Source organism: Nocardiopsis sp. iso_238 (assembly GCF_056173325.1).
The window spans coordinates 6,192,793-6,205,818 of sequence record NZ_CM149668.1; the positions used below are offsets into that span (position 1 = coordinate 6,192,793).

The 13,026-nt window shown below is 71.1% G+C and carries 15 protein-coding genes, 2 tRNA genes and 1 other RNA gene; 10 read left to right on the top strand and 8 right to left on the bottom strand.

Going from position 1 to position 13,026, the window contains the following annotated elements:
* Positions 1-36: 36 nt before the first annotated feature.
* Positions 37-132: signal recognition particle sRNA small type (gene ffs / locus AC0VYL_RS27790), an RNA gene on the bottom strand.
* A 107-nt stretch (positions 133-239) separates the two neighbouring features.
* Here ffs and AC0VYL_RS27795 point away from each other — a divergent pair.
* A tRNA-Ser gene (locus tag AC0VYL_RS27795) sits at positions 240-327 on the top strand.
* A gap of 61 nt (positions 328-388) precedes the next feature.
* Here the strand turns inward: AC0VYL_RS27795 and AC0VYL_RS27800 are convergent.
* Both AC0VYL_RS27800 and AC0VYL_RS27805 read right to left on the bottom strand, forming a co-directional pair.
* On the bottom strand, positions 389-691 hold the full coding sequence (locus tag AC0VYL_RS27800) for a hypothetical protein (RefSeq protein WP_475481934.1): 303 nt from the start codon (positions 689-691) through the stop codon (positions 389-391).
* A gap of 33 nt (positions 692-724) precedes the next feature.
* Positions 725-1,387 carry a DJ-1/PfpI family protein gene (locus tag AC0VYL_RS27805; protein WP_475481935.1) on the bottom strand — a complete coding sequence of 221 codons (663 nt, stop codon included), beginning with the start codon at positions 1,385-1,387 and terminating at the stop codon, positions 725-727.
* Between the two features lie 129 nt (positions 1,388-1,516).
* On the opposite strand from AC0VYL_RS27805, the gene AC0VYL_RS27810 reads away from it, so the two are divergent.
* Positions 1,517-2,467 carry a GlxA family transcriptional regulator gene (locus tag AC0VYL_RS27810; protein WP_475481936.1) on the top strand — a complete coding sequence of 317 codons (951 nt, stop codon included), beginning with the start codon at positions 1,517-1,519 and terminating at the stop codon, positions 2,465-2,467.
* Between the two features lie 46 nt (positions 2,468-2,513).
* Here AC0VYL_RS27810 and AC0VYL_RS27815 read toward each other — a convergent pair whose 3' ends face one another.
* On the bottom strand, positions 2,514-4,253 hold the full coding sequence (locus AC0VYL_RS27815; protein WP_475481937.1) for a pyruvate dehydrogenase: 1,740 nt from the start codon (positions 4,251-4,253) through the stop codon (positions 2,514-2,516).
* Positions 4,254-4,471: 218 nt separating this feature from the next.
* Here AC0VYL_RS27815 and AC0VYL_RS27820 point away from each other — a divergent pair, with 218 nt between their 5' ends.
* From AC0VYL_RS27820 to AC0VYL_RS27830, 3 genes are all read left to right on the top strand, one after another.
* Positions 4,472-5,248 carry an SGNH/GDSL hydrolase family protein gene (locus AC0VYL_RS27820; RefSeq protein ID WP_475481938.1) on the top strand — a complete coding sequence of 259 codons (777 nt, stop codon included), beginning with the start codon at positions 4,472-4,474 and terminating at the stop codon, positions 5,246-5,248.
* A 111-nt stretch (positions 5,249-5,359) separates the two neighbouring features.
* Positions 5,360-7,375 carry an oxidoreductase gene (locus AC0VYL_RS27825; protein ID WP_475481939.1) on the top strand — a complete coding sequence of 672 codons (2,016 nt, stop codon included), beginning with the start codon at positions 5,360-5,362 and terminating at the stop codon, positions 7,373-7,375.
* A 23-nt stretch (positions 7,376-7,398) separates the two neighbouring features.
* Entirely contained in the window at positions 7,399-7,959 is a 561-nt protein-coding gene (locus AC0VYL_RS27830) for a PadR family transcriptional regulator (protein ID WP_475481940.1), read from the top strand.
* Positions 7,960-8,010: 51 nt separating this feature from the next.
* Here AC0VYL_RS27830 and AC0VYL_RS27835 read toward each other — a convergent pair.
* The 4 genes from AC0VYL_RS27835 to AC0VYL_RS27850 form a co-directional block, all read right to left on the bottom strand.
* Positions 8,011-8,098: transfer RNA gene (locus tag AC0VYL_RS27835), tRNA-Ser, on the bottom strand.
* Positions 8,099-8,108: 10 nt separating this feature from the next.
* Positions 8,109-8,561, bottom strand: coding sequence for a nucleoside deaminase (locus AC0VYL_RS27840; protein ID WP_475463294.1), 453 nt, complete (start codon positions 8,559-8,561; stop codon positions 8,109-8,111).
* 49 nt (positions 8,562-8,610) lie between these two features.
* Positions 8,611-9,099 (bottom strand): tRNA adenosine deaminase-associated protein, encoded by a 489-nt coding sequence (locus AC0VYL_RS27845; protein WP_475457485.1) that lies wholly within the window; start codon positions 9,097-9,099, stop codon positions 8,611-8,613.
* A 46-nt stretch (positions 9,100-9,145) separates the two neighbouring features.
* Positions 9,146-9,646 (bottom strand): tRNA adenosine deaminase-associated protein, encoded by a 501-nt coding sequence (locus tag AC0VYL_RS27850; protein ID WP_378735469.1) that lies wholly within the window; start codon positions 9,644-9,646, stop codon positions 9,146-9,148.
* 324 nt (positions 9,647-9,970) lie between these two features.
* On the opposite strand from AC0VYL_RS27850, the gene upp reads away from it, so the two are divergent.
* The 5 genes from upp (at position 9,971) to AC0VYL_RS27875 (ending at position 12,873) form a co-directional block, all read left to right on the top strand.
* Entirely contained in the window at positions 9,971-10,624 is a 654-nt protein-coding gene (gene upp, locus AC0VYL_RS27855; RefSeq protein WP_475457487.1) for a uracil phosphoribosyltransferase, read from the top strand.
* A 434-nt stretch (positions 10,625-11,058) separates the two neighbouring features.
* Positions 11,059-11,301 carry a hypothetical protein gene (locus AC0VYL_RS27860; protein WP_431868011.1) on the top strand — a complete coding sequence of 81 codons (243 nt, stop codon included), beginning with the start codon at positions 11,059-11,061 and terminating at the stop codon, positions 11,299-11,301.
* A gap of 386 nt (positions 11,302-11,687) precedes the next feature.
* On the top strand, positions 11,688-11,852 hold the full coding sequence (locus AC0VYL_RS27865; protein ID WP_017545737.1) for a hypothetical protein: 165 nt from the start codon (positions 11,688-11,690) through the stop codon (positions 11,850-11,852).
* A 20-nt stretch (positions 11,853-11,872) separates the two neighbouring features.
* A complete protein-coding gene (locus AC0VYL_RS27870; RefSeq protein ID WP_378735462.1) occupies positions 11,873-12,382 on the top strand; it encodes a PH domain-containing protein in 510 nt (169 codons plus the stop codon).
* A gap of 254 nt (positions 12,383-12,636) precedes the next feature.
* Positions 12,637-12,873: a hypothetical protein gene (locus tag AC0VYL_RS27875; RefSeq protein ID WP_475457490.1), complete on the top strand. Its 237-nt coding sequence runs from the start codon at positions 12,637-12,639 to the stop codon at positions 12,871-12,873.
* The last annotated feature ends 153 nt before the right edge of the window (positions 12,874-13,026 follow it).

Here is a 13,026-nt window from a genome sequence, read left to right on the forward strand (position 1 = left end):
AGGGGGCGGCGCTGGGGCGAGGTACCCCCGGAAACAAGAAAGGACCCCCCGCGCACCCGCCAGAGCCCACTTATCCTTGCTGCCTTCCGGCCCTGGGGAGGTTCGTAGGGTGACGCCGCACGAGGGGTCTGCCCCGAGTGTATCCGAACCGGAGACCCCCGCAACCCGCGCCGGGCCCCTCCCCCGGGCGGCCCGGAAGCCGTTCGAAGCACTGTCGCGAAGCCTGTAGAGTTGTCCACGGAGGATTCGCCTAGTGGCCTAGGGCGCACGCTTGGAAAGCGTGTTGAGGGCAACCTCTCAGGGGTTCGAATCCCCTATCCTCCGCCACAGGAGCGAAGGCCCCGACCGGGAGACCGGTCGGGGCCTTCGTCCTTTCCGCGTGCCCGGCTCAGCCCACGCGCCGGGCCACGACCCTGGACGCGGGCAGACGTCCCGCCTTCGAGGTACCCGTCATCCGGTCACCGTCGACGGTCAGGGCGAAGACGAGGTTCAACCGCAGGGGCCTCGTGACCGCCTGCCGCCAGGTGAGGAGATCACCTTCGAGGGTGAGGCCGACCAGCTCGTCCGGCTCCTCCCCCTCGCTCCAGACGACCCCGCTGAGCTCCCCGCCCTCCTCGGTGACGCGCATCCGCGGGCTGATCCGCCCGATCGGCGTGCTGATGGTCAGGTCCCAGGTTCCGGCAACCGACACTGTTCCTCCTTCCGGTGATGGGTCCGCGACCGGTCAGGCCACGGGGACGGGGCCCTCGGCCCGCCAGACCACGCCGCGTCGTTCGTAGGCGAAGAGCCGCTCCACCGCGTGGGCGATCCGGGGCCCCAGCTCGCGTTCGAGGAGGTGGATGCCCAGGTCCAGCCCCGAGGTGCCCCCGGCGGCGGTGACCAGGTCGCCGTCGTCCACGACCCTGGCGTCCACCGCCGTGGTGCCGGTGGCGTCCAGCAGGTCCAGACCCAGGTGGTGGGTGGTGGCCGCGCGCCCCTCGGTCAGCCCGGCCATGGCCAGCAGCAGGGAACCGCCGCACACGGCCGCCACGAGCGTGTCCTCCCGGGCCACGGCGGCGCCGAGCAGCCCCGGCAGTTCCGTGGTGAGGGCGCGTCCGAGGATCGCCGGGATCGAGTCCGGATCGGGTTCCTCGTCCACCGCGTCCGGGTCGGGGACGCTCCCCACCGCCCCCGGCACCACGACCACGTCGGCGCGGCCGGGGTCCAGGCGCGCGGTGGCCCGGAGTGGCACCCCGTTCCCGCTGGGCACCTCCCGGGCCCCCTCGGCGGAGACCAGTTCCACCGTCAGCGCGCCGCCGCTAGCGGTCCCACCCGCGTACAGGACCTCGAACGGCGCGATCACGTCCATCGGGTCGAACCCGTCGAACAGCACGACCTGGGCCAGCATCGTCCTCCCCCTCGTGTGGTCGGGCCTCCCCTTCCGGAGGCCTCGGCACGAAGCTACGGAAGGCCCGGGAGCGGTGACAGTGGCTGGAAGGACAGGGTCCAACGGATTCCAGCCAGTAGGCTCCGGGGCATGCACACAGTGGTGGTCACCGCCTTCGACGGGGTGATCGGCTTCGACCTGACCACGCCCGTCGAGGTGTTCTCACGCAGCCGTCTGCCCGGGGGCGACGCCGCCTACCGGGTCCTGGTCTGCGCGCCCGAGCCGGAGGTCGGCGCGGGCCCCTTCCGCCTGCGCGCGGACCGGGGGCTGGAGGCGCTGGCCGAGGCGGACACCGTGATCGTCCCCGGGGCGGAGGACCCGTTCGCGCCCCCGCAGCCCGCACTGCTGGACGCCCTGCGCGCCGCCGCCGCGAACGGGACCCGGATCGCCTCCATCTGCACGGGAGCGTTCGTGCTGGCCGCCACGGGGCTGCTGGACGGGCTGCGCGCCACCACGCACTGGCGCGGCGCGGACGCCCTGGCCGAGCTCCATCCGGAGGTGACCGTCGATCCCGGCGTCCTCTACGTGGACAACGGCCAGTTCCTCACCTCGGCCGGGGCGGCGGCGGGGCTGGACCTGTGTCTGCACATGGTCCGCTCCGACCACGGGTCGGCGGTGGCGGCGGACACGGCGCGGCTCTCGGTGATGCCGTTGGAGCGCGAGGGCGGCCAGGCGCAGTTCGTCGCCCACGAGACCCCGCCCGTCCCGGACGGCACCGCCTGGGAGCCGCTGCTGCGGTGGCTGGAGGAGAACTCCGGGCGCGACCTCACCCTGGCGGACGTCGCCGCGCACGCCGGGGTGAGCACCCGGACCCTGAGCCGCAGGTTCCGTGAGCAGACCGGGACCACGCCGCTGCGGTGGCTGCACCGGGCCCGGGTGCGCCGGGCCCAGTACCTGCTGGAGTCCACCCGTCACCCGGTGGACCGGATCGCCGCCCAGGCGGGGTTCGGCTCCCCCACCGCGTTCCGTGAGCGGTTCCGCGCGGTGGTGGGCACGAGCCCGCAGGCCTACCGGAGGGCCTTTCAGAGCCGGGACCGTTGACTCGACGACATGTCGACACGGCGATTCGTCGACGGGGCGACGGGTCCTAGGGCCGGGGGATGTTGCGCAGGTTGGAGCGGGCGAGGTCGATCATCGACCCCACCCCGCCGCGCAGGACCGTACGGCCCGCCGAGAGGGCGAAGCCGGTGACCTGGTCGGCGGTGATCCGGGAGGGCATCGACAGCGCGTTGGGGTCGGTGACCACGTCCACCAGCACGGGGGTACGGGCGGCCAGGGCGTCGCGCAGGGCGTCGTGCACGTCCCGGGGGTCCTCGACCCGGATCGACCGCATGCCGATGGCCTCCGCGATCTTCGCGTAGTCGACCGGCGCGTGGTCGGTCTCGAAGGCGGGCATCCCGTCCACCATCATCTCCAGCCGCACCATGCCGAGCGAGGAGTTGTTGAACACGACCGTCGTGATCGGCAGGTCGTGCTGGTGGACGGTGATGAGCTCGCCGAGGAGCATGCTCAGGCCTCCGTCACCGGACAGCGACACCACCTTGCGGTCCGGGGTGGCGTAGGCGGCGCCGACGGCGTGCGGCAGGGCGTTGGCCATGGTGCCGTGGGTGAAGGAGCCGATCACCCGGCGGCGGCCGTTCGGGGTGAGGTACCGGGCGGCCCACACGTTGTTCATACCGGTGTCGACGGTGAAGACCGTGTCGTCCGGCGCCAGGGCGTCGAGGACGCTCGCCACGTACTCGGGGTGGATCGGGGTGTGGCGCTCGATGTTCTTCGTGTAGGCGTCCACGACCTTGGTCAGGGCGCGCTCGTGGCGGCGGAGGACGTCCCGGAGGAAGGTGTCGTCCTCCTTCGGCCGGACCGAGGGCCGCAACGCGCGCAGGGTCGCGGCGACGTCCCCCTGCACGCCGAGCCGGAGCGGGACGCGGCGGCCGAGCCTGCGCGGGTCGTGGTCCACCTGGACCACGTTGTCCTTGGGCAGGAAGTCGTCGTAGGGGAAGTCACAGCCGAGCAGCACCGTGAGGTCGGCTTCCTGGAGGGCGTCGTAGCAGGCCCCGTAGCCGAGGAGGCCGATCATGCCGACGTCGTACGGGTTGTCGTACTGGATCCACTCCTTGCCGCGCAGGGTGTGGCCGACCGGTGCCTTGACCCGCTGGGCGAGGGCCATGACCTCCTCGTGGGCGTCGCGTACCCCGGCGCCGCAGAACAGGGCGACCGTGTCCGCCTCGTTGATCCGCCGGGCCAGCTCGCGGACGTCGTCCTCGCTCGGCCAGGCGGTGGCCCGTCCGGCGGTGACGGGGCTGGTGTCGGCGGGTCCCGTCGCCCTGCGTCCGGCGATGTCGCCGGGCAGGACGAGGACGGCCACGCCGGGGGTGCCCAGGGCGTGCTGGACGGCGATCCGGGCCAGGCGGGGCATCTGGTCGGGGTGGGAGACCAGTTCGCGGAACTCGGTGACGTCGCCGAAGAGCCGCTCGGGGTGGGTCTCCTGGAAGAAGCCCGTGCCGATCTGGCGCGAGGGGATGTGCGAGGCCAGCGCGAGCACGGGGACTCCGCTGCGCTGGGCGTCGTAGAGGCCCTGCACGAGGTGGGTGTTGCCGGGGCCGCAGGACCCCGCGCAGACGGCCAGCTTCCCGTCGATCTGGGCCTGGGCGGCCGCCGCGAAGGCCGCGGTCTCCTCGTTGCGGACGTGCACCCACTCGATGCCGTCGGTGCTGTGGACGGCGTCCACCACCGGGTTGAGGCTGTCCCCCACGACACCGTAGATGCGGGTCACCCCCGCCGCGACCAGGGTGCGGACCAGCTGCTCAGCGACGGTGTTCCTGCTCAAGGGACCCTCCCGGGACACGGCGTGGCCGGGGGCCGGACGTGTCGCCCCCGGCCCACGCTAGGAGCGCCCCGGCCGGAAGTGCCGGACCGCCACGCTCGTGGTCGCGGCCATGCCGAATCCGGACCGGTTCGAGGGGTTGATCCGAACCTGGGTGGTGAACAAGATGAATAGTCGTTTTCTTGAGTATTGTTCGCTGACACCCAGGAAAGGTGTGGGACATGAGGTTGGACGGGAATCTGCGGTACGTCGCACTCGGGGACAGCCAGACCGAGGGGATCGGGGACGGCGACGAGGAGTCCGGGTACCGGGGGTGGGCGGACCGCTTCGCCGAGCACCTGGCCGCGACCGGCGCGCGGGTGGACTACGCCAACCTCGCGGTGCGCGGCCGTCTGGCCCGGCAGGTGCACGAGGAGCAGCTCAAGGACGCCCTGGAGCTGCGCCCGGACGTGGCGACGGTCTTCGCCGGGGTCAACGACCTCATCCGGCCGGGGTACGACGCGGACGCGGTGGTGGACCACCTGGAGACGATGTTCGCGGAGCTCACCGGGGTCGGCGCGCGGGTGGCCACGATGACCTTCCCCGACATCGCGCGTATCGCCCCGCTGGCCCGGCCCCTGGTGCCGCGCGTGCTCGACTTCAACGAGCGGGTCCGGGCGGCGGCCGGGCGGCACGGGGTCGCGGTGGCCGACACCGCCGCCCACGAGGTGGCCGCGGACCGCCGCCTGTGGGGCGCGGACCGGCTGCACTGCTCCCCCGAGGGGCACCGGAGGATCGCCGGGGCGGTGGCGCACGCGCTCGGCATCCCGGGGAGCGACGAGACCTGGGCCGACCCGTTGCCGGAGCGGTCGGCTCCCGGGGTGTTCCGGTCGGCCGCGTCGGAGGTGCGGTGGCTGGGGTCGTTCCTCGGCCCCTGGGCCGTGCGCCGCCTGCGGGGGCGCTCCTCCGGGGACGGCCGCACCGCCAAGCGCCCGGTCCCCCTGCCCGTGGTGGTCTGAGCCCCCGATCGTCCGGGGGCCCGGGGCGCCTCACGACTTATTGTGCAACTTGTTGCATAATGAAGTCGGACCGGCAGGACACCGGCCGGAGGCACCCCGCGAGGAGAGGTCATGAGCGAGTACCCCCACCTTCTGGAACCCCTGGACCTGGGCTTCACCACCCTCAGGAACCGCGTGATCATGGGCTCCATGCACGTCGGCCTGGAGGAGGCCCCCCGCGGCTTCGAGAGGATGGCCGCCTTCTACGCCGAACGCGCGCGCGGCGGCGTCGGCCTCATCGTCACCGGCGGCATCGCCCCCAACCCCGAGGGCGCCACCTTCACCGGCAGCGCCAAGCTCACCAACGACGACGAGGTCGCCCAGCACCGCCTCATCACCGAGGCCGTGCACCGCGAGGGCGGCCGGATCGCCATGCAGATCCTGCACACCGGCCGCTACGCCTTCAGCGAGGAGTCCGTCTCCGCCAGCGCCCTCCAGGCCCCCATCAGCCCCTTCGTGCCGCACGCCCTCACCGAGGACGAGATCGAGCGCACCATCGAGGACTTCGCCCGCTGCGCCGAGCTCGCCCGGCGCGCCGGGTACGACGGCGTCGAGGTCATGGGCTCCGAGGGCTACCTCATCAACCAGTTCATCGCGCCCGCCACCAACAAGCGCGAGGACCGCTGGGGCGGCTCCTTCGACAACCGCGTCCGCCTCCCCCTGGAGATCGTCCGCCGGGTCCGCGAGCGCGTCGGCGAGGAGTTCATCCTCGTCTACCGCCTGTCCATGCTCGACCTCGTCCCCGACGGCTCCACCTACGACGAGGTGGTCGAGCTCGGCAGGCGGATCGAGACCGCGGGCGCCGACATCATCAACACCGGCATCGGCTGGCACGAGGCCCGGGTCCCCACCATCGCCACCTCCGTGCCGCGCGGCGCCTACACGTGGATCACGCAGCGCCTCAAGAAGGAGCTGACCGTCCCCCTGGTGGCGGTCAACCGCATCAACACCCCCGAGGTCGCGGAGCGGATCATCGCGGAGGGCCGGGCCGACATGGTCTCCCTGGCCCGCCCCATGCTCGCCGACGCCGCCTTCGTCGCCAAGGCCGAAGCGGGCAGGGCCGAGGAGATCAACACCTGCATTGGCTGCAACCAGGCCTGCCTGGACCACACCTTCCAGCTCAAGATCACCTCGTGCCTGGTCAACCCGCGCGCCTGCCACGAGACCGAGCTGGTCCTGTCCCCCACGCGGACCCGCAGAAACGTGGCCGTGGTCGGCGCCGGCCCGGCCGGGCTCGCCTTCTCCGTCTCCGCCGCCGAGGTCGGCCACACCGTCACCCTCTTCGACTCCGCACCGGAGATCGGCGGCCAGCTCAACATGGCCCGCCGCGTGCCCGGTAAGGAGGAGTTCGACGAGACCCTCCGCTACTTCCGCGTCCAGCTGGACAGGCACGGCGTGGACGTGCGCCTGGACACCACCGTGACCGCTGCCGACCTCGACGGGTACGACGAGGTCGTGATCGCCACCGGCGTCACCCCGCGCACCCCCGCCATCCCGGGCGCGGACCACCCCAGCGTGGTGAGCTACGTGGACGTGCTGCGCGGCGGCGCCGAGGTCGGAGAGCGGGTCGCGATCATCGGCGCCGGCGGCATCGGCTTCGACGTGGCGGAGTTCCTCACCGACGGCGGGGAGGACGCCAGCCAGGACCCCGAGACGTTCTTCCGCCAGTGGGGCGTGGACACCGGGTACCGGGAGCGCGGCGGACTGGGCACGGCCCGACGGGCCGCCCCGCCCCGCACCGTCCACCTGCTCCAGCGCAAGACCTCCAAGGTCGGCAAGGGCCTGGGCAAGACCACCGGCTGGATCCACCGCCTGGAGCTGCGCCACCGGGGCGTGGAGATGGTGGCGGGCGCCGACTACCGCCGGATCGACGACGAGGGCCTGCACGTCACCGTGGACGGAGAGGAGCGCGTGCTCGCCGTCGACACCGTGGTGCTGTGCGCCGGACAGGACCCGCGCCGCGACCTGGCCGACGCGCTCACCGCCGCCGGTCGCACCGTGCACGTGATCGGCGGCGCCGACGTGGCCGCCGAGCTGGACGCCAAGCGCGCCATCAAGCAGGGCACCGAGCTCGCCGCCGCCCTGTAGCCGCCCCTGCCTAGAATGCGCTCATGTCCCTGCCCCACGCGATCCTGACCGCCCTGCTGGAGAAGCCCTCCTCCGGACTGGAACTCACCCGGCGCTTCGACCGCTCCATCGGGTACTTCTGGTCCGCCACCCACCAGCAGATCTACCGGGAGCTGGGCAAGCTGGAGAAGGCGGGGTTCATCCGGGCGCTGCCGACGGACTCGCCCACCCGGGGCCAGCGCAAGGCGTACGAGGTACTGGGCCCGGGCCGGGACGAGCTGGGGCGCTGGGTCGGTGAGCAGGAGGAGCCGCGCGCCCTCCGCGACCCCCTGATGCTGCGCCTGCGCGCGGCGGGGGTCGTGGGGGTCGGCGCCGACCTGCTTGAGGAGCTGCGCCGCCACCGCGAGCTGCACGCCGCCCGCCTGGCGGAGTACCGGGAGTTCCAGCGGCGCGACACCGCGCGCGGGCACGGCACGGAGAGGGACCGGGTCCAGGGGCTGGTGCTCCAGGGCGGCATCGACCTGGAGCTCTTCTGGGTGACCTGGCTGGACGGGGCCATCGCTGACCTGTCCGGCCCCGAACCGGCGGGCGGCTCCACCGCCTGAGGGGGCCGCAGGCACGAAAAAACCGCCCCCGGCTGTGCCGGGGGCGGCTGGTGGCGGTGGATGAGGGATTTGAACCCTCGAAGGGTTGCCCCTTACCCGCTTTCGAGGCGGGCGCCATCGGCCACTAGGCGAATCCACCGAGAGGTACTCTACCGGACTCGGCGCCGTGCGAAAAACCCCGTCAGCAGATCCGAGCACCGAGCGGCGATGTCGGCGCTGATCAGATCGGGTGGAACGACTTCCGGACGGTGGTTCTGGCGCGGGTCCCGGACCAGGTCCCACATCGAGCCCACCGCACCGGCCTTCGCGTCGCGCGCGCCGTAGACCAACCGGTCCACCCGGGAGAGCACCGTGGCCCCGGCGCACATCACGCAGGGCTCCAGGGTGACCACGAGGGTGCACCCGGACAGGCGCCACTCACCGTGCCCCTCGGCGGCCGCGCGCAGCGCCAGCACCTCGGCGTGGCCGGTCGGGTCCCCGGTGGCCTCACGGTTGTTGTGTCCCCGTCCGAGCACGGCGCCGTCGGGCCCGAGCACCACGGCGCCGACCGGGACGTCGTCGGTGGCCAGGGCCCGCTCGGCCTCGGCCAGGGCGGCGAGCATCGCCTCGTCGACCGCGCCCCGGTCGAGTTCGGGCAGGCCGGTCACCCGGTCACAGCCTCATCGAGTCGAAGATGTCGGCGAACCCCGAGCGCTCCGCGATGATCGCGATCACGTCACCGGGCAGGACCCCGCCACCCACGGACAGGTCCGCGAGTTCGTCCTCGGTCACCCCGAGGTCAGTGAGGAGCCGCCCGTCACCGTCCGGGCGGGGGTCGGGACGGGATCCCGCGCTCTCGACGGGCTGCGAGGAGCCGAGCCCCCCGGCCTCGGAGAGCACTCCGGCCAGCGGGTGGTCGTGCACCACCCGGCCGTCCGAGAGGTACACCCTCGGATCCGGATCCGACTCGTCCATCCGGACGACGGCGAACCACTCGTCGTCCGCGTCCACGAACAGGAGGGTCAGTTCGCTGCCCCAGTCCGTGGCGAGGTCCAGCATGAGGTCGGTGACGTCGTCGATGGCGTCCACGTCACCGAGATCGACCTCAGTACCCCGCCACGTCTTGCCGTTCGGAGCGAAGACGGCTGCGAAGGTCGACACCGCGTGCCCTCCTGATCTCTACCCTGGTGGTCTTCCAGGCGTGCCCCTACCCCATACCGTCCAGGACACGCTGGAAGGCCTGGGCGAATCCCAGACGCTCGGACACGCTCGCGAGCACCTCGTCCGGATACAGGTCCAGGTCGCCCGCGAGGGCGCCCAGCTCCATCTCGTCCAGGCCGAGGTCCGCGACCACGGACAGGTCGCCCGCGGGCAGGACCTGGTCGAGGTCGTCGTCCTCCGGGAGGTCGATGTCCAGGTAGTCGAGGGCGTCCCGGGCCACCTGCCAGTCGACCGAGGCGGTCACGTCGGACAGGAAGAGGGACACCTCCTCGCCGTACACCCGGACGATGATGAAGAAGTCGTCACCGACCGACACCAGCCCGAGGGAGCCGCTGATGCTCGGCTGTTGGCGCAGGGCGTGGATGAGCCCCTTGAGATCGTGTGTCAGCGCGATCGGGAGGAGGTCGACGTCCCAGTACTCCTCTTCCCTGTACGCGACGGCCGCGAAGTCACCCGAGTCGTCGTCACCATGATCGAGCACTGTCATCGTCACCCCAACCCGGACGGTGTTTCGGTGCGGACGAGTGGAGCCCGGCCCGCCCGTGCGAGTGCCATGGTAACGATCACCCTCACTGCGTCGTGGACCCTCGTCCGCCGTGGAACGCCCTAACGCTCTCACGAGACACGGGTTCACCGCGCCCCCGTGACCGAACCCGTGCGCACCTGTTTCCCACCCGACGCCGCCGAGAACGGGCGGAAGGGGAGGCGGGGGCTGTGGGGAGCCCTGGTTCGGGTGATACGCGCGGTTAGACTCGGGCTGGCCCCTCTCCCCATCCACCGTCCCGTTATCCCAGCTCACCCGGAGAACGCTTTGGAAACCCTGGTCGTCGACCACCCCTTGGTCGCGCACAAGCTGACCACCCTGCGCGACGTGCGGACCGACTCACCGACCTTCCGGCGGCTGACGGACGAGCTGGTCACCCTGCTCGCCTACGAAGCGACACGGGACGTCCGCGTGACAGAGGTCACCATCCGGACCCCGCTCGTGGAGGCCACCGGCACCCAGCTGACGCGCCCCACGCCGCTGGTCGTCCCGATCCTGCGCGCCGGCCTCGGCATGCTCGACGGCATGACCCGCCTGCTGCCGACCGCCGAGGTCGGCTTCCTCGGCATGGCGCGCGACGAGGAGACCCTCCAGCCCGCCACCTACGCCGACCGCCTCCCGCAGGACCTGTCGGGCCGCCAGTGCTACGTGCTGGACCCGATGCTGGCCACCGGCGGAACCCTGGCCGCGGCGCTCAAGCTGCTGGTGGACCGGGGCGCCGACCACATCACCGCGATCTGTCTGCTGGTGGCGCCCGAGGGCCTGGTCGCCGTTGAGCAGAAACTGGCCGAAACCCTGCCCGACGACCACGGCGCCACGCTGCGCGTGGTGACGGCGGCGGTGGACGAGCGTCTGGACGAGAACGGCTTCATCCTCCCGGGGCTGGGCGACGCGGGCGACCGTCTGTACGGCTGCTCCTGAACCAGAACCCCGCGACGCGAGGCACGAGCGCCCAACCGGATCACCGGTTGGGCGCTTTTTCGGCTCTTTTAGTGCCGGGGTGAATGAACGCCCGAAAATCGGGCATTGGTCCCATCACGCGCCCACACCCCGAGGCGTCTCCCCAGGTGGAGCTGGCTTGGTCGGAGGGCAACCGACACGGTGTTGCATTAGCCGAATTCATTTCGAGATTGGAACGTAACAGATTAGAGTGATGATGGTTCCTGACTACCCGTAACCGGGTGCACCTGCCAGACCGAAACCACCCCACAAGGGGCTCAGCCCACTGATATCCGAACGTCGCCGCCCCTTTCCGGCGCGGCGCTCCGGCAACCCTCCAGTGGCTACTCAAAGCCCCGAGCCGTACACGCGCCGTGCTGTTCCGCCCCCGCAGCCCCGCAGCCCCAAGGAGTGAGATGCCCGAGAACACCTCCCCCTCGACCGCCCAGGCCGCCCGCGACCCGCACTTCAGCCCCGTCGTCAACCGCCTGTCGTCGGAGTTCTCCGACGTGCACCACTCCTCCACGGTCTCGCGGTGCGTGGACGCGGCCAGACACGGCGCCCAGGACGTGACCGGCCGGGCCACCCCGGACCTCGTGGAGCGGATCGCCCGGCAGCACCTCCAGGTACTCGCACTGGCCTTCGCGGAACAGCGCTAGAGCCCACACGGCACCCCCGTAACGGTTTCGGGCGCGCACTACTCGCCTCTTCGGTTCGCGAAGATCCTGGCTCTCCGCCACCCGTCCCCCGGGGTCGGTGGCCCCTCCTCCGGAGCCTGGAGACGTGCCCCGCGCCCTGTTCCAGACACGGGAGAGCGCGCCACCGCGACCGGCGCCACCGCCCTGACCTGCACCAGAACGGGAACTCTTTCCGGACCTTCAGTCACTCGGTTACCAACGCCACCGAAACCGGACACAGCCCGCAAGGGGTGAACGTCCGACATACCGCCACGCCGAGAGTGTGGTCCAGGCTTTACGGGCAAGATGGTCGGTGCGACAATCGCAGCTGGGTTGGTGGGTCAGGTGGATTCCAAGGGGAGTCAGTCGTGGCGAAGTTGAAGAAATGGGGCGGTTACGCGCTCATTGGTTTCGTGGCGTTTTATCTGCTCACGCAACCTGAAAGCGCGGCCGGCGTGATCCAGAGCGGACTGGATCTCCTGGTGGGCGGCGCTGAGTCGATGTCCCGGTTCGTCAACACGCTGCTGTCGTAGGCGGGGACGGGTCGGGTTTCATGAAGCTCGTAGCCTCAAGTAACGCGGCTCCGGCATCGGTGAACCGCTATCTCCTGCCGCACGAGCAGGACGTCGTGACCATCCGTCGGCACCCCGCGGTCCTCATCGGACCCGTGGGTGCGGTTCTGGCGGCCCTGGTGTTCGCGGCCATCCTGAGCCAGACGATCGGCGCCAACAGCGCCGCGACCCTGGCCCTCGTGTGGTGGTTGTGGCTGCTCGTACTGGTGTGGTTCGTCTGGCGGGTCGCAGAGTGGTCCGTGGACTACTTCGTGATCACGTCGGCGCGGTTGCTGCTGACCACGGGGCTGATCACCCGGCAGGTGAACATGATGCCGCTGGGCAAGGTCACCGACATGAGGTTCGAGCGGACGCTGATCGGCCGCTTCCTCGGATACGGCACCTTCGTGATGGAGTCCGCCGGTCAGGACCAGGCGCTCAGCAAGATCGCCTTCATTCCCTACCCGGAGCAGCTCTACCTGGAGGTCGTGGGACTGATCTTCAAGGAGTAGCCGGACGCGCCGACCACGGACGTTCACGGAGCACCCGCCCCAGCGGCGGGTGCTTCTTCGTGTCCGGGGACCGGAGTGAACCGGGCGCGCCCCGGGTACAACCCGGTTACCGATCCGTTCACCTTCCGTTCACTTTGGAGCCCGGCCCGGCGCGCAGGCCCTGCGCATCGGACTCGCCACGAAGGAACCCAATTGACTCGAAGGTGAACATAGGGTTAACTTGGGTCATCTGATAAGGAAACGAGGAGGGCTTCATGGCACGCAGGACCGAGAACGGGCCGCACCTCTCTCACTCCACGACCGCCCCCCGGCGCACCCGGTCCACCGCGGCGAGCCGCCGACTCTCCGGCCTGGCCCCCGAGCCCGCGCTGGTCCCGCGTCCGCGCACGGACCACGAGGACACCGACACCACTTCGGAGCACCCGATCATGCACTGGGTCCTGGTCACCGACGAGAGTGGCCGCACTCGACCCGAGGCGCGCTGGCTCTAGCCCGCGACGCCGACGACAGATCACGAAGGGCCGCCCGCACCACGCGGGCGGCCCTTCGTCATGCGCGGCCCCCTTACGCTTCGGAGCCCCTTCGTCGCTATGTCGATAAATCGGCAAGACCATAAATCCAAATGTGGATGTCTCTATTTAGGC

What these genes read in the sequence shown, in the direction of transcription:
- AC0VYL_RS27805 (WP_475481935.1), bottom strand. Translation starts at nt 1,387, where the DNA reads ATGCTGGCCCAGGTCGTGCTGTTCGACGGGTTCGACCCGATGGACGTG.
- AC0VYL_RS27810 (WP_475481936.1), top strand. Translation starts at nt 1,517, where the DNA reads ATGCACACAGTGGTGGTCACCGCCTTCGACGGGGTGATCGGCTTCGAC.
- AC0VYL_RS27820 (WP_475481938.1), top strand. Translation starts at nt 4,472, where the DNA reads ATGAGGTTGGACGGGAATCTGCGGTACGTCGCACTCGGGGACAGCCAG.
- AC0VYL_RS27825 (WP_475481939.1), top strand. Translation starts at nt 5,360, where the DNA reads ATGAGCGAGTACCCCCACCTTCTGGAACCCCTGGACCTGGGCTTCACC.
- AC0VYL_RS27830 (WP_475481940.1), top strand. Translation starts at nt 7,399, where the DNA reads ATGTCCCTGCCCCACGCGATCCTGACCGCCCTGCTGGAGAAGCCCTCC.
- AC0VYL_RS27840 (WP_475463294.1), bottom strand. Translation starts at nt 8,561, where the DNA reads ATGCTCGCCGCCCTGGCCGAGGCCGAGCGGGCCCTGGCCACCGACGAC.
- AC0VYL_RS27850 (WP_378735469.1), bottom strand. Translation starts at nt 9,646, where the DNA reads ATGACAGTGCTCGATCATGGTGACGACGACTCGGGTGACTTCGCGGCC.
- AC0VYL_RS27860 (WP_431868011.1), top strand. Translation starts at nt 11,059, where the DNA reads ATGCCCGAGAACACCTCCCCCTCGACCGCCCAGGCCGCCCGCGACCCG.
- AC0VYL_RS27870 (WP_378735462.1), top strand. Translation starts at nt 11,873, where the DNA reads ATGAAGCTCGTAGCCTCAAGTAACGCGGCTCCGGCATCGGTGAACCGC.
- AC0VYL_RS27875 (WP_475457490.1), top strand. Translation starts at nt 12,637, where the DNA reads ATGGCACGCAGGACCGAGAACGGGCCGCACCTCTCTCACTCCACGACC.